The sequence below is a fragment of the Haloarcula sp. Atlit-47R genome (genome assembly GCF_003665985.1).
Lineage (GTDB): Archaea > Halobacteriota > Halobacteria > Halobacteriales > Haloarculaceae > Haloarcula > Haloarcula taiwanensis.
The window spans coordinates 1-18,611 of sequence record NZ_QPLQ01000007.1 but is presented as its reverse complement, the minus strand read 5'-3'; the positions used below and the strand labels follow the sequence as shown (position 1 = coordinate 18,611).

The 18,611-nt window shown below is 57.6% G+C and carries 11 protein-coding genes and 1 pseudogene; 9 read left to right on the top strand and 3 right to left on the bottom strand.

Going from position 1 to position 18,611, the window contains the following annotated elements; all coding sequences use genetic code 11:
• Nucleotides 1-30: 30 nt before the first annotated feature.
• Nucleotides 31-891, bottom strand: coding sequence for a DNA adenine methylase (locus DVK00_RS18765; RefSeq protein WP_121578257.1), 861 nt, complete (start codon nt 889-891; stop codon nt 31-33).
• Between the two features lie 236 nt (nt 892-1,127).
• Between DVK00_RS18765 and DVK00_RS18760 the strand changes: the two genes are divergently transcribed.
• Nucleotides 1,128-2,219 carry a restriction endonuclease, SacI family gene (locus DVK00_RS18760; protein ID WP_121578256.1) on the top strand — a complete coding sequence of 364 codons (1,092 nt, stop codon included), beginning with the start codon at nt 1,128-1,130 and terminating at the stop codon, nt 2,217-2,219.
• Between the two features lie 159 nt (nt 2,220-2,378).
• On the opposite strand, the gene DVK00_RS18755 is transcribed toward DVK00_RS18760, so the two are convergent.
• On the bottom strand, nt 2,379-2,723 hold the full coding sequence (locus DVK00_RS18755) for a winged helix-turn-helix domain-containing protein (protein WP_121578255.1): 345 nt from the start codon (nt 2,721-2,723) through the stop codon (nt 2,379-2,381).
• Between the two features lie 401 nt (nt 2,724-3,124).
• Between DVK00_RS18755 and DVK00_RS18750 the strand changes: the two genes are divergently transcribed.
• Nucleotides 3,125-5,152 carry an ATP-binding protein gene (locus tag DVK00_RS18750; protein ID WP_121578254.1) on the top strand — a complete coding sequence of 676 codons (2,028 nt, stop codon included), beginning with the start codon at nt 3,125-3,127 and terminating at the stop codon, nt 5,150-5,152.
• Between the two features lie 7 nt (nt 5,153-5,159).
• Nucleotides 5,160-6,512, top strand: a complete 1,353-nt coding sequence (locus DVK00_RS18745) for a DNA double-strand break repair nuclease NurA (RefSeq protein WP_158598829.1) — start codon at nt 5,160-5,162, stop codon at nt 6,510-6,512.
• Nucleotides 6,513-6,594: 82 nt separating this feature from the next.
• Here the strand turns inward: DVK00_RS18745 and DVK00_RS18740 are convergent, their stop codons facing one another.
• The gene (locus DVK00_RS18740) at nt 6,595-7,461 is read right to left on the bottom strand and encodes a site-specific DNA-methyltransferase (RefSeq protein ID WP_199722492.1); all 867 of its coding nucleotides are present in this window, start codon (nt 7,459-7,461) and stop codon (nt 6,595-6,597) included.
• Nucleotides 7,462-7,699: 238 nt separating this feature from the next.
• Here DVK00_RS18740 and DVK00_RS18735 point away from each other — a divergent pair, with 238 nt between their 5' ends.
• The 6 genes and pseudogenes from DVK00_RS18735 to DVK00_RS18710 all read left to right on the top strand — a co-directional run bounded on the left by DVK00_RS18735 (nt 7,700) and on the right by DVK00_RS18710 (nt 18,379).
• Entirely contained in the window at nt 7,700-9,559 is a 1,860-nt protein-coding gene (locus DVK00_RS18735) for a DNA adenine methylase (protein ID WP_199722491.1), read from the top strand.
• Nucleotides 9,560-9,644: 85 nt separating this feature from the next.
• A pseudogene (locus tag DVK00_RS18730) lies at nt 9,645-9,995 on the top strand (IS6 family transposase); the annotation flags it as partial.
• Between the two features lie 233 nt (nt 9,996-10,228).
• A complete protein-coding gene (locus DVK00_RS18725; protein ID WP_121578343.1) occupies nt 10,229-13,285 on the top strand; it encodes a PD-(D/E)XK nuclease family protein in 3,057 nt (1,018 codons plus the stop codon).
• The gene (locus DVK00_RS18720) at nt 13,278-16,916 is read left to right on the top strand and encodes an exodeoxyribonuclease V subunit beta (RefSeq protein ID WP_121578251.1); all 3,639 of its coding nucleotides are present in this window, start codon (nt 13,278-13,280) and stop codon (nt 16,914-16,916) included. The genes DVK00_RS18725 and DVK00_RS18720 overlap by 8 nt, the downstream gene beginning before the upstream one ends.
• 130 nt (nt 16,917-17,046) lie before the next feature.
• Nucleotides 17,047-17,985 carry a ParA family protein gene (locus DVK00_RS18715; RefSeq protein WP_121578250.1) on the top strand — a complete coding sequence of 313 codons (939 nt, stop codon included), beginning with the start codon at nt 17,047-17,049 and terminating at the stop codon, nt 17,983-17,985.
• Nucleotides 17,978-18,379 (top strand): hypothetical protein, encoded by a 402-nt coding sequence (locus tag DVK00_RS18710; RefSeq protein WP_121578249.1) that lies wholly within the window; start codon nt 17,978-17,980, stop codon nt 18,377-18,379. The genes DVK00_RS18715 and DVK00_RS18710 overlap by 8 nt, the downstream gene beginning before the upstream one ends.
• Nucleotides 18,380-18,611 lie beyond the last annotated feature (232 nt).

Here is an 18,611-nt window from a genome sequence, read left to right as displayed (position 1 = left end):
AGACGGGAGACTCTCTACCGGAAAAACAAACTACCTATCGCCGGGACGAGCAGGATCCTCGATACCGATATTAACGTCTCTCACGACAGGGTCGTAGTTGACATACAGCACTTCCTGCCGCTGGTCTGCCGAGGTCGGCGCTGTCTTCTCCGGCGCCTCAAGACAGGTCCAATCCGAGAACAGATCGTCGTAGAGGTCCGTACGGTAGGAGGAGATCGCCACCTTCCCGCTGCAGGATCGCAGGTGGTCTGCCAACTCGCGGTGGTCAGCTGTCGACATCTCGTGCCCGTACGCATTCGTGTCAGTGCGGGCAGCCGGCGGGTACGGAGGATCACAATAAAACAGCGCGTCCTCGGAGTCGTACCGCTCGATGACATCCAGCGCCGGCTTGTTCTCGATCTGAACCCGTCGCAACCGCTCTGCAACTGCGTACAAATCATCCAAGCGACCGTAATAGCGGGACACGGACCCAGACATCTCGCGCCGACTGGTGGTCTTACAGTACGCCCAGCGGCCAGGCGTCGCTTCCTGGGCCAACCCAGACCGAGTCTGGCCTGCACGAACGAAAAACGCACGAGCTTTTTCCAGGTCGGTGGTGCCCTCCTGGTCGCGGGCGGCGACAGCGTTCTTCAACTCCGAGCGAGCGAAAGGCGTCAGAGCGATCTGCTCCAGGAGCTCCTCGCGCTGCTCTCGAAGCACCCTGAAGAACGTCGTCACCTCAGTGTCGATCTCGTTGAACGTCTCAATCGACGACGGAGACCGGTTCAACAGTACCGCGGCCGAGCCGCCAAACGGCTCGATGTAGTGCTCTGTCTCTGGCAGGCGCGGCAGCAGCCAGGTAAGATGACTGTACTTCCCACCGTACCACCGGAAGGGCAAGACCTTGGACATGATGAATGGGTTCACGTGGGGTTGCGCCGTTCAATTACCGTCTCCGATACAACTGCTGTATGTAGTCATTTTCCTATATGTAGCTAATAGACTATATACTTTTTGTTGGCCAAGATCAAGAATGGCACTCCAATCCGATGGTCTCAGTCCCAGAAGACCATGCAGTAGGTTTCTGCCAGTCGACCCCCACCTAACTCATAAAAAGAGTGCCGACTAACCCCCGGATACAGTAACGAATGTCGGCAATCACTATAGATACCGACGAAGCGACTGATATCCTTGAGTCGACATGGCAATCTGTTCAAACCGATCGGCGTGAGGGATCAGCTACGTATCTAACGCAGGAATATCGCGAACGAATCCGGGAGATCATCACCTGTGATGAGAAGGCATATCGGTATCTACTCGTCACAGCGGCGGTTGCGAAAGCGACGGACGAGCGGGTTCACTATCGCGCATTGAAGAAGGGTGATTGTGACCTGAACGGGGCCTATGCTCCACGAACCACTGCAAAACAAGTGGTGATGCCCTGGAATCTCAAGAACGGCAACCGTCTGGAAGCGTCCTCGTATCCTTTAGCTGGGAATCCGATTCAATCATACGCCCAGTTCCAGCCCGAGGACACGGCGAATAGCCCTGGACTTCGAGAAGAGTTATACCATCTATTGAAAGAATTTCAGCAGGGAACAGCCAACGGTAGTATGAGTCCGAGTGAAATCCTGCATGCTGTTCTCGATGCCGTGGCTGACTTAGAACCACGGAAGACAGACTTCGAGCCGGTTACACTGAAAGCCCCGTACCAAGACATCGCACGGGAACTGAACGAGTTTCTAGCTGAGTCGGGGAGTGGTGAGCGGTTAATGGCCGTCACAGCAGGATTCTTCGATATCTGCTGGCAATCTGGAAGAGACGAATACACTGCACACCTCGGCCATGCGAATGCTGCTGATGAACCACGAGGTGTTGTGGGTGATGTTTGGGTCGAGGCAGAAGAGACGGGAGATGTTGTAGCCGGAGTCGAAGTCAAACACAAGTCTGTCACCATGGAGGAAGTTCTTCTGGCCAGAAAGAAAGCAAAGGAATCCAGTCTGAAGACGTACTATGTGGTTGCAGACTCGTTCAAATCACCGAACGCAGTCAGAGAGATTGCCGCAGATGCACAACTAGAGTTGATCCTAGTTACTGTATCGGAGCTCATGCATTGGTTACAACCCCTCGGCCAGAACCCTAGGGAAGCTCTTTTGAATAAAATCGGAACTCACCTTCAGGAGATGGGGGCCTCGAGTGGGAGTCTTCATGCGTGGGAAGAGACAATCGCGAATATATAACCAGACACTACCTGTGATTGATCTCCTGCCATGGGGCTAGGCATGGGTTTCGACTCGTACTGTCAACAAGGCGTATCGGATACGGAAAGCCGGAGTTTTAGTGTATGTGTGACACGGGAGGAAGAGTCGAACTGGGTTCGTAGGTGGTAGAAGACGACGCTATTCGAACTCATCGGACTCGATGAGCTGCTCCAACGCGTACCCCTCAAGCTGGTAAAGGACAACCGCAATGTCACTATCCTCGTTAAGCTGGTACATGGGGCTATGCCCATCACGGGCGTCACGCGTGTGCACGACTACACCTAGCTTGACCAGAGGATCAATATGCTCATAGACGGTACTGCGGGCAACACCTGACTGGCGGGCAATCTCACTAATGGAGAGATCACGACCACGCTCGGCGATCAGCGTACTCAGGATCTTCACCCGCGAATTCGTCCCGAACAGATACGTCAACGGGGCTTCATCCCCGAAACTCTCGATGTGGATCTGGTCCGAGGTCATATTCTATCCCATCATAGTGACTCGCCAAGGATAAGTGTTGTCTTTTTCCAACAGGAGCGTGTATTCGTAAAACAGGTGTGTAGTATACGGAGGAGCTGGTGGAGGCATGATACGAATATCCCGGAGTAATTGTAAATATTGACTCTCACTATGTAATAAAAAAAGCTTCCTAATAGAATAGTGTAACAGAGAATTTTATCGAGATTAGTTCTTGTCCTGTACACGCACTCAAAACGTGGTGAATTGGTGGGTCCGGTTTGGTTTGACCGCATAATTGTCTAGAAGATATCGGCGTCTTAAATATCCACAAACTTTATGTTACAGTCCGTATAATATACAGTACGTACTTATACATCGTATAGTAGTAAAAGAAGAAGACCACAGCGTAACTAATTCATATAATGGATTCCCAGCTGACGTCCGATACCACGCCCGGTTCGCCGGCGCGGCACCGCACCCACAATGGGGTGCCCGAGCAGAGCATCAACGCCCTGTGTAGGAACGCGACCGAGATTGGCGGGGTGTACGACATGGATTACGAGTCCTGTGTAGTCGTTACCAACGACTACTACATCGAACAGGCGAACGGGCTGTCCCGGGGGAGCCTGCTGCTCGGAGTGCCGACAGACGCCGAAGGGCAGTCTCTCGCCACGGAGAGCGGGCATGCCCTGCTTCTTCGGCTCCTGAAACGGAGTTCGTTGCCAGACGAGTCGGAGCTGCAACGAGTTCGGGAGGAGACAGCTAGGGGGATGGTTTCTAACACCGGACGGGCTGCGCGTGCCGTGCAGCCGGACCCCATCACGCGGTCGGAGATCCAGCGCTCGGCTTACAACATGCGGATCGTTGGCACCCTGTATGTGAAGGACGGGAAGCTCCAGTTCGGTAACGACGTCCAGCAAGTGTATGCGACCTCGACGTATCGCGCTCTGAAGCCCGCGCCCGACACTCTGTCGACGGTAGCGAGCTTTCCGATTGATCCGTCCAGCGATACTGGGGAGCGGCTCGGACGGGTCCGGTATGCGTCCAGTGAGCACCAGAACGTGCTCGACGAGACGGCCGTCCATGTCGATATGGATGATTTCATTGGACAGAAGACAGCGCTGTTCGGGATGACACGGACGGGCAAGTCCAATACAGTGAAGATCCTGGCGTCAGCGACGCTGGAGCACAGTGCCCGCACCAACAACCAGATCGGCCAGCTCATCTTCGACACGTCCGGCGAGTATGCGAATGCCAATCGCCAGGATGAGCGTGCTCTCGCGGAGTTGGGTACGGATCTGGTATCGGTTTATGCGTGGGATGCCACGGCAAGCGATCCCGACCGGAAGCCGCTGCGGCTGAATTTCTTCGACGAGGACATGATCGAGCCGGTGTGGAACCACTTGACGAGTTTGCTCACCAGGGACGCTGACTACGTCAATTCGTTCAAGAACGTGAACCCCATCGGGCCGAGTAACCCCCAGACTGGTGATGAGTGGAGTACCTACCACCGAGCGAGCTGGCGCCGCTCGGCGTTGTACGCCGCGTTGATCAAGGCCGGGTTCAAGCCCCCGTCATCGTTTAGTATGACGGTGCAGATCAAGGAGGAGATTCAGTCGTTAGTCACTGGCGAGATGGCCGAGACGGTCCAGACGACCAGTAATGGCCAGGCCATCTTGACCGAGGACAACATCGTGTCCTTCTGGGAGACCGTTGCCGCTAACCGGTCAGCCATCGCCGATATTAAGAGCGACTGGATTGACAGCCAGTTGGATGCGGTGCTCACGATGCTCGTCGCCGATCGCGGGAGTGGCTTCAGGCTGTTGGAGCCGCATCGCCAGTACCACACTCGGGACGCCGACGGTTACTACGCCGAGCAGATCTACCAGGACTTGTCGAATGGGACGCTGGTCATTGTCGATCTGAGTGTTGGCCAGCGGGAAGCGATTCAGTATCTGGCTGAGCGGACCCTCCGCAAGTTGTTGAGTGAGGCGATCGGGTCGTTCACCGCGAACGACGACTGCCCCCAGATCCAGGTGTATATCGAGGAAGCCCACAATCTGTTTAATCGGGATGCGGTTGATACGGCAGACTCTGACGATCCCTACGTTCGGCTTGCTCGTGAAGGGGCCAAGTACAACCTGGGCCTGGTGTATGCGACCCAGCAGATTTCAGGTATCGACCGGCAGATTCTTTCTGAGACGGCCAACTGGGTGGTGACGCATCTGAACAATGCGCATGAGATGAATCGGCTGGCAGACCATTACAGGTTTGAGGATTACGAGCACGTGATCCGGCATGCGCCGGACCCCGGGTTCGCGGTGGTTCGGACTCGGAGTAGCCGCTACAGCGTCCCGGTGCAGATCGATCTGTTTGATGCCCAGCGGCTCGCACGGACGCGCCAGATCGTGAACAGCAATGGAGATATGGCCGAGATCGGGGGTGAGTAGTAGATCAATGCCTTACTCGACTCGCAGCGGGGGTTTCGAGCGGGCGTCTGGTACGGGGCACTCGAAGATCATCGAGAGCCAGACAGTCCGTGAGAAGCTCAACGAGTTCGAGATTCGTCAGCCGGATCCTGACGAAGTCCCGGTGGCTAGCCATTCAGTTGCCCGTGACGAGATCGAATCCAACGCCGCTCGCCAGCCGATCGATACTGTCGTTTCGGTGGATGGCTCGCCTCAGGAGGTTGCGGTTGACCAGGAGTTCCCGGAAGACCGGATCGCGTATCTCCAGTTGTCGGCTGTTCGTGTGGAGTTGGATACCCTGGCTGCCGAGGACTCCAAGCAGTTCGTTAACCCGGGGCTGGTCGAAGAGAGCACCGACTCCGCTCGGTACGTCGTTGTTCTGCCGAGTAGTAATGTGACGAGTGAGTCCCATGGGTCCACGGCTGAGAGTTGGCGGTCCGAGATCGATGAGGTGTTCCGGACGCACGAGATCGAAGGCCGCTCGCTTCTGTCGTACTTCGTCGACGTCCTGCATCGGAGTGATCGCCTGACAGAGACAGGTGAGTTTGTGTTGAACCAGTGCCCGGATTGTGGGGCTGGCGATCAGGCGCTCGATCCCTCCGAGACGGGGACTTGCACGGAGTGTGGTGAGACGCTGTATTTGACCGATTCCCTTCGGATTTACGAGAAAGTGAATGGGCAGCAGTCGAATATCGGTGCGCTGATGCAGCTGATGGCTGTTATGGAGCACTTGATTCTGATCGGGTATCTCCTCCATCTCCACGAGCATGATCCCGACCAGTTAGGCCGGACCGCATTCATTCACGATGGGCCGCTCGCCATTCACCAGCAGCCGTCGTGGCTGCACCGCCCCCTGAAGGAGGTGCTGATGCAGGTGTTCGACCAGCGGATGGAAGCCGGGCTTGATATCCCGCCCGTGATCGGGGTCGAGAAGAACTCGAAGTTCGTTGATCATGCCTCTCGGATCGGCTCCCGCATCGAGCGGGAGAGTCTGCTGTATATGGATGATGACTACATCTACGACTACGTGATTCCTTCTCGGCAGTCCGCGTCAGGGTACGGCAGTCGGACGTACTATGGGCAGCGGTTCATCTATCGGTCATCGAACGGCGGCTTGTACGTGGTGACAGTCCCGAAGATCCCGGGTGAGGATGCGGCGCCGCACTTGCCGGAAGCGTACCCCTGGCTGGATCGGGTGCTTTCTACGATCGAGCAGGCCCAGACGAGCCTTTATGAGAACGCTCTGCTCCCGGTTGTCATCGCCCACCAGTTGGCAGCGATGCCGGCAGAGATGGGATCGAGCGTGTTGCGATTGTTCTCCCAGTCGGAACTGGATCGGTAGGGTTCACGCTCCGAGAAGAGACCCGTGACTGGGCTCACAATGTAATTGCGATCATCGAACGCCCCAGGTGAGGCAACTCCGCTCACCGAACAAGCGGTGTCGCCTGTGTGATCGTCTCTACGTCCGTTAGGCCTGCATCCAAAGCTGCCTGAAGATCCTCCATTTCAATGAACCGGAGCTGGGAGCTTTTGACGTAGTCTTCCTCGATCTCAAACGCTAACCATCGCCGATCAAGATCTTGTGCGACTCGGCCAGTCATATTGGAACCAGCGAAGATATCGAGAACAAGATCATCTTCCTCTGATAGGAATTTGATGAAGAACTCGGGGATATCACGAGGGAACCGCGAGGGATGAGGTTCGGAATTGATAAGCTCACAGGCCTGGAGATAATGAGTCCTGCTGTTGGTATTCGCGGCTTCAATCAAATTCGGAGGAATCGCGCCGTCCTCTTTAGGTTCATCAAATCGATCGCTGATAGTGTGACCGGATGGTCGATCCCCTGGCTTGTACCCATTCTCCATGAGGTCCTTTTGTCCCTGGCTGAATTCTTTCAGCACACGCCGGTTGTCCGCGTTCGGGTGCGGGGATTTCGAGAGAACCCAGATGTGGTTAACTGCATCTTTCGCCCGGACTCGGTTCACCGTGACCCAGGCCGCTGGGGTCGGTAGCTTAGCAGGGTTGTACCAATAGAAGTCTTGAGCAAGATGGAACGGCCCATCAGAACCAGCTAACTCAGTCAGCAACTCGAAGTGATACAGCGATCGGACGGGGACCGACTTCTTCCACCCACCCCCAATTTCGACGACAAAACAGCCGTCTTCAGTCAGGACATCATAGACTCGATCCGCGAAATCAAGGAACCACTCGTTGTACTCTTCTGGTGGGCGGTTTCCATACTCTTTCTGACTTCGCAATGCATAGGGAGGGGAAGTCACGACGAGGTCCACACTCTCTTCCGGCAGGCGTTCGAGCAGAAGCCGACTGTCACCAGCATACGCAGCTCCGGACTCGGTTTGGTATACTGGAGAGCGATGGGCCAACAATGCCGACGGATCGTCTACCATTCTCTCGTCTATCTCTAAAATAGAACGGACCGTAAATGGTCTGGGATTGTCTACCCACGATCTCCTGGTTGGGTAGTCAATAAAAAGGATTAATGCCGTTTGTAGACGATTGCTGTACAACGTGAATCCGACAGACGAGACTATGTTGACCTATGACGGGATTCCTTGGGTGCTTGATCGACTTCCAGATCAACCACAGTTCATCGAACTGTTCGGTGATAGTGTCGCTATCAGTGTTGCCCGAGACCCACGTGGAGTCGACACGATCAGTGATCCGTCGAATGCGATGCGCAGTTTCTTTACGGCGGTTCGAGAGTCTGAGTCGGACCTCGTCGAATATTTGGCCACTCATGAATCAAAAACCATTCTTGAACGCGAACCTCGATCGGAGCGTATCGACCCCGAATTTGATCTGTTAGAAGACGACCGGTCGGCCGCTGATATCTCTATTAGTGACAGCGAAGAGCCACCTACCCAACTTATTCAACAGGCTGCTGCTGTCTTTGTACGGGCTGGTGGGCTACAACCATCGACGGACCTCGCGACGACACCCGGACGATGGGCGTTCCATATTGAGCGGCCGGGGAGTCTGTCACGGCCGACCGACCACGAAGAACTCGTTTGCCGCGTTCACGACGTCGTGGACAGATTGCGACGGATCCAGATTGAGCACGAGCCGTTTGATGATGTTATCGACCGACATGATGATGACGAGGCGTTATTCTTCGGATCGGTGCCACCCGCGATTGAAGGCACTGAAACCGGCGAGCAGTGTTTGTCGGAGCTGACCGGGATTGATGCGGATGTTGCGCTACTAACAACAGACTGGAACCCCTCCATTCTAACAAATAGTGAGGACTGGAGGACGGTGCCGGTCCCGGACGGGGTAACGTTCCCTGGAAAGGATTCGCCAGACAAGCTCTACTGTAACTTCGATATCGAGCCGGCAGAGCGGACATATGGGGAGTATTCGGCTGGAGTGGCGGGGCGTTCAACCCAGGTTGGGATTACGCAATTCAGCGACGACAACGATCAAACCGAAACCCACGCCATTCCGACTCCGCCAGAGAACTCCGCCTCAATACGTGGCGGGAAAATCCTCCCCTTCCGATGGTACGGAGGTAAATTCACCCATCTGTCATGGATACTAGATTTATTGCCAGAGTCTGAGACGTTTGTCGAACCGTTCGGCGGATCAGGAGCTGTTATGTTGAATCGGCACCCGTCCCCGACAGAAGTTTATAACGATATTGACAAGGAGGTTGTAGGTTTCTTGCGCCTTCTGAAGGGCACGGATCCAGAATCTGATGATGATCCTATAGAGCAAGTACGCACAGCAGAGTTGCTCCGGAAAATCTCGTTATCGCCATTTTCCAGAGCTGAATTGGCGTTTGCCGTGGCCAAGCAAGACAGTAATAGCGAGTCCCCACCTCTCGAGCGAGCCCGCCGCTTCTTCATTCGTGCGGGACAGACCCGGTCCGGGCTTGCTCAAGAGGCGTCCGCCGGGCGGTGGGCATATTGCAAATCAACGAGTCGGCGAACCATGTCAGGAGCCGTCTCACGATGGCATGGTAGACTGGATCATCTCTATCGAGTCTCCGAACGGTTGAGAGATGTGAAGATCTGCAACGAGGATGCGAAGGAAATTATCCAGGAATATGGGGATAATCCTGAAACCCTAATTTACTGTGATCCGCCGTACCCGCACGCTACTCGGGGTGACACGAACTCGTACGGATTCGAGATGGACGAGCAACAACATCGTGAACTCGCAAGCGTGCTGAAAGAATGTGATGCAAAGGTAGCACTGTCATCGTATAAATCGGATCTCTACCGTGAGTTGTACGAGGATGATGGATGGTATCGATACGATTCAGAGGAGCAAACCATGCACACCACGAAAGACACACGCGTGGAATCTGTCTGGATGAACTACAAACCTCCTCAAGTCCCCGAGGAAGAACTCTATAAAGCTGATTGAGAGCCAGGGAGGACCACGGATCATCCAGAAGGGTATCCGGAGACGGGTCCCGTTTCGAGTGAACGTTACTGAATCCCCCATTTGAATCAACGATCAGCAATTCTGGCTGTACGCCGCTGGCGGTCCCGCGACGAATGAACTGCTTCATGTCCGCCTCTTTTCGACGACGACCACCGCTCTCACAGAGATATTCCTCCGCGAACTGCAACAAAAACACGATGTCGAAACTGCCATTTTCCTCGTTGATGACGCTCAACACCTCCAAACTGCATTACAACGATCCGGACTCCGATTTCAGATATCTCGCGACGGAAATCGGAATGCTGTCGAACGAATGTCCCGAGAACTGTAGCGCCGTACATCGTCGTTTTCGAACTGCTTCAGCCATGTCGAACCGGAAACAGCCGAAAATTGGTCCCAACCCTTATCAAGCTGACATAATTTCCCCAAACTAAACACTACCCTTGGTAAGCCACTCCTAAGCTGTCAGTCTCGCCAAGAGTGAAGTGAGACCGATATCTTGATAGGGAGTGTTCGATGGATTCAACGCTTCTCACCGGTCCGAAACACGCCCGATTGGAACGACGGGCATTTCAGCGGGCTGATGACATCGCCACCGATTCGCTGGGGAGTATTCTCTACATAACGCGGAACGACGCTCGCCGGAGTATGGTCGAAGACCGCTGGGCCGATTCGCGCGAATCTCTCCGTCTTCGTGCCGAGACGCTCGATGCGGTCGTTCGTGACTGGTACGAGGACCTCCAGGGCCCGGTTCAACCCCTCTCCGGACAATTGAACCGTCGGTTGGCGGAGTACGCGCTTGACAGAACGACAGCCGAAACAGATGGCGCTCTCGCCGGCGAACTGGCCTCGGCCGCTCTCGCGGATTCGTTCAGTAGTCGTTTCTCACTCTTCGATGACGCCGGCGTCGGGACCGCCGACGCACTGGCGGCGGAGTTCGAGGGCTCAACCCTCGATGACCGTATCGCGGCAGCTACTGTCGACGCGTACCGCCACTACCAGGACCTCCATGCTGACTACGTTGATGAGTGGGTCTGTACTCGAGGAGAGATGTTCGACGCTGTCGCGACGACAGACCAGTCACTATCGGCGCTCTCTCCGGAACTGGATGTCGTCGTCCTCTCCGGATATCACGAATTTCGCCCCGTCGAACGCCGCCTCATCGAACGCCTCGCCGACGAACTTCCGATTATCGCACTGCTGCCGCTCCATCAAGATGGTCGGAGCGGAGTCGACGCTGTAGCGGAGGACGCCTTGGAGGTCTACGAAGCACTTGACTTTGAGACAGTAGAACTCGAGCCGATCGATCAGTCGGGACAGATCTTCGGAACGGTCACTGAGTCACTCTATCGCCCGGACCCGGATGCTGTCCCTGTTCCAGACGGCCTCCGGTGGCGGGAACTCCCGACGCCCGAGCGCGAGATTCGCTTCGTCGCTCGCGAGCTCCGAACCGAGTTGGCCGATGGTCGCGACCCTGACGACCTGGCCGTCGTCGTCCCCGGGACCGAGGCCTATTCGGGGTACGTCGAGGACACGTTCGATACGTTCGACATCCCGCACGTCACGACCGCCGCCTCACAGCTGAACCGGACGTTCACCGGGAACATTGTCCACGATCTCCTGAACCTCGCCGAACCGGATCCGCGGGCTGAGGACCTCACGTCCCTGTTAGCGAATCCACTGGTCGACGTCGTCGATACCGATCAAGCCAACGCCGTCACGGCAGCTGCTCGCCGGCGTGACACCGTTTCTGTGTCACCCCTGCTCGATGACGTCGACGACGACCCGGCGGCACTAATCGAGGAGTTGCTGGCCACCCTGGAGTCGCTCAGAACGGAGGACATCGAAGGCGCAACCGAGACGCTCCGACGACTGTTGGACGACCGGTTCGACCTGGAGGCGGCAACGGAGGACTACGCCAGCGGCGTCGAGCAAGCCGTCGAACAGCGAGCCTACGACCTCGTGGATGAGGTCCTCTCCTCGTTCGAGTCGCTGGCGGCGGTCAATAGCGATCTCTCTCCGTTGGCGCTGTTCACCCGTGCATTCGATGGTGTGCCCATTCGGGTTCCACAGCGCGTTGCTGGTGGCCACGTTGAGGTGATGGGACTGCTCGACGCCCGGATGCGCTCGTTCGAGAAGGTGTTCCTCGTGGGACTGACGAGCGAGCACTTCCCGGTAACGCCGGAACGCCCGGCTTTTTTCGAGGAAATGACCGACGCCCACCCACGATTCGACACCGGCGACGAGCGACTCCGGGGCCGCTATCTCTTCGCGACGCTACTCGCGAACGTCGAGGAACTCACGATCACCACACCAGAGACGGGCGACGACGAGTCCGCCGTCGTCCGGTCGCCGGTCCTCGACGAACTCCAGCGCGTGACCGGTATCGAACCCGAAGACGGCGTCGACGACCGCGTGGGCTCCCGCGAGGACCTGCAGCGGCACGTCGCCGCTACAGCTGACCGGCGTGCGGCAGTCAGCCGAGCCGGTGACCGGGGCGATCTCTCCCCCGAGCAGACCAAGCGCACGGATCGGGGACTCCGCTGTGCGGCCAACAGGGGAACGGCTGGCCTCTCGGACCACGACGGCGTGTTGGATCCCGAGACCGTCGCGGAAGTCTATCCACCGTCAGAGCGGGAACCCTACAGCGCGAGTCGCATCGAGCGATACGTCGAGTGTGGGTTCAAGTTCTACGCTGACGAAGTACTCGGAATCGAGGACCCCGACGACGTCGAGGTCGTCCCTACGCCCCTGGAAACTGGATCGTACGTCCACGACGTCCTCGAACGGTTCTTCGAGGATCTACAGGATGAAACCGAAGACGGTGTCGATCTCACTGAGTTCGACCGAGACGACCTGGCGACACACCTTCGCGAGATTGCCGTCGAAGAACTCCGAGATGCAGACTTCGAGTACGACGGCCTGTTCTACGAGCGGTGGAAGGCGGAGCTGTTCGCAGGTCTTGGTGATGATGAGAGCGCCCCGTACGAGGCCGGAATCAAACCCCACGACGCACCGGAACAGGGGTTGTTCGCTACGTTTCTCGACAACGAACTCTCCCGAGACGGTGCCGGCCGCCCCCACCTATTCGAGGCCCCGTTCGGCGAGGGGCTTCCCGACTCGGATGGTGGTCCGTTCTCGGTGGAGCGACCGGATGGTACGACCGTCTCGATTCGTGGATACATCGACCGGGTCGACGTGAGCCGGGACGGCGAGCAACCGACGCTTACGCTCTACGACTACAAGACTGGGCGAGCACCGTATATGACGAAGACAACCGGCGGCACGAAGTTCCAGCTCCCCATCTATCTGCTTGCTGCCGCCGAGGTCGTCGACGGTGATCTGTTCGAGGAGGGCTCGCTCTCAGCGACGTACTATCAGGTACGACCGCCCAACGATCTCAAGGTTCCACGCGGTGTCGAGTCGAAGTTCGATTCCGAGGTTGAACTCCGTCGCTTCCTAACCGATGTCGTTCCGGAGTGGTTGGGCCAAATCGACGAGGCGATCGGCAATGGACGGTTCCACACGACGCTCCTGTCCGCTCGTGGTGCCAACTGCCGATACTGTGACTACAGTCGGGCGTGCGATGTCCGCCACCACCGCAAGCGGGAGTTCGTCGACAAGGTTCACGAGGACGACGCCGCGTACGTTCCGCTCCGTGTTCGCGACGACGAGGACATCGAGGCGGTGATGAGCGATGACTGAGGAACCCGAGGAGATTCAGCTCACGGAGGAACAGGAGGATGCGCTCGTCCAGGGCCGGAACGTCGCGATCACTGCCGGCGCCGGGACGGGGAAGACGACGACGCTTACCGAACGGTACGTGACGATACTGGCCGACAATCCGTCGCTCACCCCAGAGAATATCGTCACGATCACCTTCACGCGAAAGGCCGCTGCCGAACTGACCGAGCGCGTTCGGGAGGAGGTGTACGACCGGCTCGAGACTGTTGACTCACCAGAGGCCTACCACCGCTGGCGAAACGTGCTCGATGACCTGGAGGACGGCTATGTCCACACCATTCACGCGTTCTGTACCCGACTCCTGCGAGAACGGGCCGTCGAGGCTCCGGTCCCGCTCGGCTTCGACGTGCTCGATGAAGACGGCGCCGCGACACTCCAACGCGAAGTCGTGACGGAGTTCCTCGAACGCAACCAGGACGATGACGATGTGGCGCTCCTCGCGCAGCTCTGGGGTCGTGACCAGTTGGTCGATGTACTTGCTGGACTACTCGGTGAACGCCCACAGAGCGAGGCCGTCCTCGAGGAGTGGCGTGAGGCCGAGGTCGACGACTACGTCGATATCTGCTGGGAGGTCGTTTGTGATCTCGACGTTGCCGACGCTCGACAGACGCTGTATGTGGATGGACTCCTTGAGCAGCTACGCACGGTCACGGGCCGTGTCGACCGCGAGGGCGCGATCGCCGACGAGGACGGCCTTCGGGCCTACCGGACCTTCACCGAGATCGCGACCACACTCCCTGCCGACCCGGAGGAAAGCGATCCCCGCGACTGTCAGCGGGCAATCCTCGAGCTGTACGAGGCCTGTGAGAAGAAGAACGGCGGGCTGTACAGCAGTTCGGGGTACGTCGTCGGCGTTCGGGACGACTGGGGTGAGTACGGTGATGTCTACGACGATCTGAAGGACATCATCGACACGGTCATCGCGGCCGTCGAACCGCACGCTGATGCGGTCGAGACGACGCCCGGTGAGCTCGAAGCGAACGGCGCCCACTACGCGCTCGCCCTAATGCGCGTCTTCGACGATGTCCTCACAGCCTATACTGACGAGAAGGAGCGCCGGGATACGCTCGACTTCCCCGACGTGATCGAGACGACGCTTGAGTTCTTGCGAGCGAACGATGCCGTCACGGAGCGGCTACGAGAGCAGTTTGCGGCCGTGATGGTCGACGAGTTCCAGGATACGGACCCGCGCCAGTGGGAGTTAGTCAAGCTTCTCACGGGCGTCGACGAACAGACGGCGTCGAACGTCTTCCTGGTCGGCGACGAGAAACAGAGCATCTACGGCTTCCGTGGGGCCGACGTGACGACGTTCGGAGCGGCGAGAGCGGAACTCCAGACCGTCAACGAGGTCCGTGGGGTTGACGACGTTTCCGAGAGCGATGCCGAGAGTCCGACCGCGCTTGAACTCTCCGGGAACTTCCGAACGCTAGACGAGCCGCTGTCGTTCCTGAACGAGCTCTTCGAGTTCCTGTTCCAACCAGAAGGTGACACCCACGAACCCTACGAAGCGCCACCCCAGGCGCTGACCACCCAACGCGACCGTGTCGAGGACATCGAGGGACTCACTGGCAGCGTCGAGTATCTCGCTGTGCCCGACGACGCCGACACGGCGGCGGAACTCTTCGGCGATGACCATCCAGTTGCCGAAGGTGCGCTCGACCACACAATCGAGGCCGAGGCGCAAGCGCTCGCTGCTCGACTGACCCACCTGTTCGACGATCCACCGACCGTCCAAGACCCCGATACGGGTGATCATCGCGACGCCACGCCGGACGACACGGCAATCCTCCTCCGCCGGCGAACTCATCTGGATCGGTATCAGCGGGCCCTCGAGGAGTACGACATTCCCTATACTGTCGTCGGCGGTGTCGGATTCTACGATACGCCCGAGGTCCAGGCGCTGACGAACCTACTTCGGGTACTTGGTGATCCGCAGGACGACGTCTCTCTCTATGGGGTACTTCGGTCGCCGCTGTTTGGCTTCACCGATGACCGCCTCGCACCGGCAGTTGCCGAGGCTGACTCAGTGTGGGACGCGCTGGCCGAGACGGACGATCCACAGCTCGCGGACGCGTTCGACCTCCTCACGACGTGGCGGACGCTTAGCGGCTGCGCGACGCCGTCTGAGGATGGCGTCCTCCCGTGGAACCGTCTGTTGTCCCGAGTGATCGACGACACAGGGTATCTGGCGAGTGTGAGTGCTGACGAACGCGGTCAGCAGGCCGTCGCGAACGTCGAGAAATTTCGCGACCAGGTCCGCACGTGGAGCGAGAACGGTGTTCACACAGCTGCTGGGTTGCTCCATCGGATCGACCGCCAAGCCGAGATTGACCCCCGAGAAGGGGAGGCTGACATCCCCGGTGATGTTGAGGGCGTTCGGATAATGACGATTCACGCTGCGAAGGGACTCGAGTTCCCGATCGTTACCGTCCCTGATCTAGGAAGTGACCTCAATTTCGGGCGGTCCGTCGATGACCACGGCTATGTCCGCCTCGTCGAGGGGACGACTGATGCCCCACCGATTCCTGCCGTGGGTGCTCCCCACCCCGACGATGCGTTCGCAATCAAGAAGACCGCAGTCCACGAATATGCCGATCGTCGCTCACTCCCGCAAGAGCGTGCAGAATCCAAACGACTACTCTACGTGGCCTGTACTCGAACTCGGGACCACCTGCTGCTGTGTGGAACACACGACATCGATATCGATGAGTCTGGACATGTCGAACTCGGTGAGCCAGATGACTTCGACGACGCCAGTCGATGGCGGGATTGGCTCCAGCCAATTCTGCTTGACGACCAAGAGCTAGTCGCGGAGGCGGTTCAGGAGGGAGCTACGGACGCCCGAATCGATGACGCTTCATACACTATTCAGACGCCACCTCGGCCGGTTGAATGGCAGTCTGAGGCTCCCACGGAAGCGGTAGACCCTGCGATTACTGTCCCCTCTCCGCTGGAACAACAGGCCGCTGTTCGCGTTGCCGCGACAACCCTCGTCAGTGCCGTTGCAGACGCTTCCGAGAACGGACACAGCTACACGTCGGGTGATGGGACAATCGGATTGAGCCCGACCACCTTCGGAACTGTTGTCCATCGGCTCAATGAGCTCCGTCCTCCACGGGATGAGTGGCCCTCGTTCATTCGTCAGTTGAGTCGTATGGAAGGTGAGGAACCGACGGGTGACGACCTTCAAGCGGCGGTGGGCCATGCCCAGGATGCGATCCGGTTCGTCGACGAAACTGAGGCGGACCTCTCGCTTGAAGCCTCCTTCGACGAGTTCTCAGTTGTCGCTCGTCTTGGTGACTCCCGCATAGTGGGTGATATTGACCGCCTTCTGGTCACTCCTGATGCGTATCACATCATCGACTACACGACGAACGACCTGTCATCCACGACCACTGGTGCCCTCGCTGATCACTATCGGCCGCAGATGCTTGCGTACGCTCTCGCGCTCTTCCAGCACGATCCCGCACGACAGGTCAGTGCTTCACTCCGGTTTACCGATGTTGGCGTCGAAGAGCGATTTGAGTGGCAACGGAGTGAACTGACTGATATCGAGTCCGAACTTCGCTCTATGTTGGATCTCGTCTCCTGAGCCACTTACTCTATTGTGGTTATTCCAGAGTAGTATACTATCTTGAAATAGCGCAAATTTCTTAAATAGAATACTATTCAGGCTATTCACCACAGAGTTAAGTCGAGAGGGGTTGATACTGCTGAATAGCATGAGTGGCTCAGATAGTACGAATAGTATAGATAGAACGAATAGCCCGAATAGCCCATATGATTCGAGACAGACCGACGGGAACTCTCGGGCGGTTTCGGTGTGTATGCTGAAGGGGGGTGTCGGCAAATCGACGATCGCTGTCAACCTCGCTCGACAGCTGGCCGCACAGGACCACGATGTGCTCCTCATCGATCTTGATCCGAACGGCCACGCATCCGTCGGTTTAGGCTTTGACGACCAGTATCACAACACCGAGGAAACCATCGGCGACGTCTTCTTCAACGATGCTGACCCGACTTCCGTTGTCTACGATACCAGCTACGAGTTCGATATTCTCCCGTCCAGCGAGGACTTAGAACAGGTCGAGCGGGAGATCGTCGTGGGCGACGTGTTCCAACCCTCTGCGCTGCTCAAGCGGGAAGTCGTCGATCCCCTCCTCGGGGACACGTACGACTATATCGTCACGGATTCGCCGGCGTACCGGTCCCGACTCACGGACAACGCGCTCGTCGCGACGGCGAATCTCGTGCTTCCGCTCGCTCCTGGAAACGAGGCGATGGCCGGCCTGGAGCGGACCATCGAGCGACAGATCTCACCGCTTCGGCAGCATATGGACGTCGACGTCTTGGCGCTAGTTCCGAATATGCTGAGCGGCCGTATCGACCAGCAGACCCAGGATCGCCAGCTGCTTGAACGCCTCAATTCGCACGATAACCTCCAGGACCGCATCCCGAACTTCGCACGAATCACGGACTGGGAGGCCGTCGACGCCGGCGAGCTCAGCCCTTCACCGGGCATACGAGACCGAACCAGCATCACGAAAGCCTACGGCGAGCGCAAACCGCTGCTGGACTACGATCCCGACTGTGACCAACTGAAGTGTTTCGACGAACTGGCGCATATCGTCGAGGCCGGGGAGGTGGTCCGCCATGGCTGAGGACGATCCGTTCGCCGACCTGGGGGAGACGCTTGAGGATGAACCGGAGGATCAACCACAGGATACGGATGAGGCGACCGAATCGGAGCCGACCGAGGAGACCTCTGCTCGGGACTCGGTCGAGCCGCGGGACCCGATGACCGATACCGCGTTCAGCTACGAGGCAGCCAAACAGCGCCCTTTCTACGCTCGTGAGGCTACGATCGAGGACTTCGATTCCTGGCTGAAGTACGAATTAGAGCGGGAACTCAACCAGCAGGGCTACCAGAACATCGTCGTTCGAGAGATGACTGATGCTCTCCTACGAACCGTCGTGGAGGAAGACCTCGTGGATGAAGTGGCCGACCGATTCGAACAAGCCCGCGAGTCTGCTTCTTCAGAATCGACTGAATAGTGTGCTATTCTAAAATAGAATACTATTCTACAATATCTTAACAGCAGTCTCAGAAGGGCCGGATTCATCCTCAGTACGGTGAACTCAGCTGGGGCCGCCGGCTCACAGTAGTTGAGACTGGTCCTCTCAATGCATACGAAATGAGATTCAGAGGAATCTTGGCTGGAATAACTGTTCAATCTGGATGCTTAGTTATCAACAGATGACCCCGGCTCGGAAGGGGTTCTTTCAC

Coding starts and splice junctions, on each gene's coding strand:
- DVK00_RS18760 (WP_121578256.1), top strand. CDS start 1,128: ATGTCGGCAATCACTATAGATACCGACGAAGCGACTGATATCCTTGAG.
- DVK00_RS18715 (WP_121578250.1), top strand. CDS start 17,047: ATGAGTGGCTCAGATAGTACGAATAGTATAGATAGAACGAATAGCCCG.
- DVK00_RS18720 (WP_121578251.1), top strand. CDS start 13,278: ATGACTGAGGAACCCGAGGAGATTCAGCTCACGGAGGAACAGGAGGAT.
- DVK00_RS18750 (WP_121578254.1), top strand. CDS start 3,125: ATGGATTCCCAGCTGACGTCCGATACCACGCCCGGTTCGCCGGCGCGG.
- DVK00_RS18710 (WP_121578249.1), top strand. CDS start 17,978: ATGGCTGAGGACGATCCGTTCGCCGACCTGGGGGAGACGCTTGAGGAT.
- DVK00_RS18755 (WP_121578255.1), bottom strand. CDS start 2,723: ATGACCTCGGACCAGATCCACATCGAGAGTTTCGGGGATGAAGCCCCG.
- DVK00_RS18725 (WP_121578343.1), top strand. CDS start 10,229: ATGGTCGAAGACCGCTGGGCCGATTCGCGCGAATCTCTCCGTCTTCGT.
- DVK00_RS18745 (WP_158598829.1), top strand. CDS start 5,160: ATGCCTTACTCGACTCGCAGCGGGGGTTTCGAGCGGGCGTCTGGTACG.
- DVK00_RS18765 (WP_121578257.1), bottom strand. CDS start 891: ATGTCCAAGGTCTTGCCCTTCCGGTGGTACGGTGGGAAGTACAGTCAT.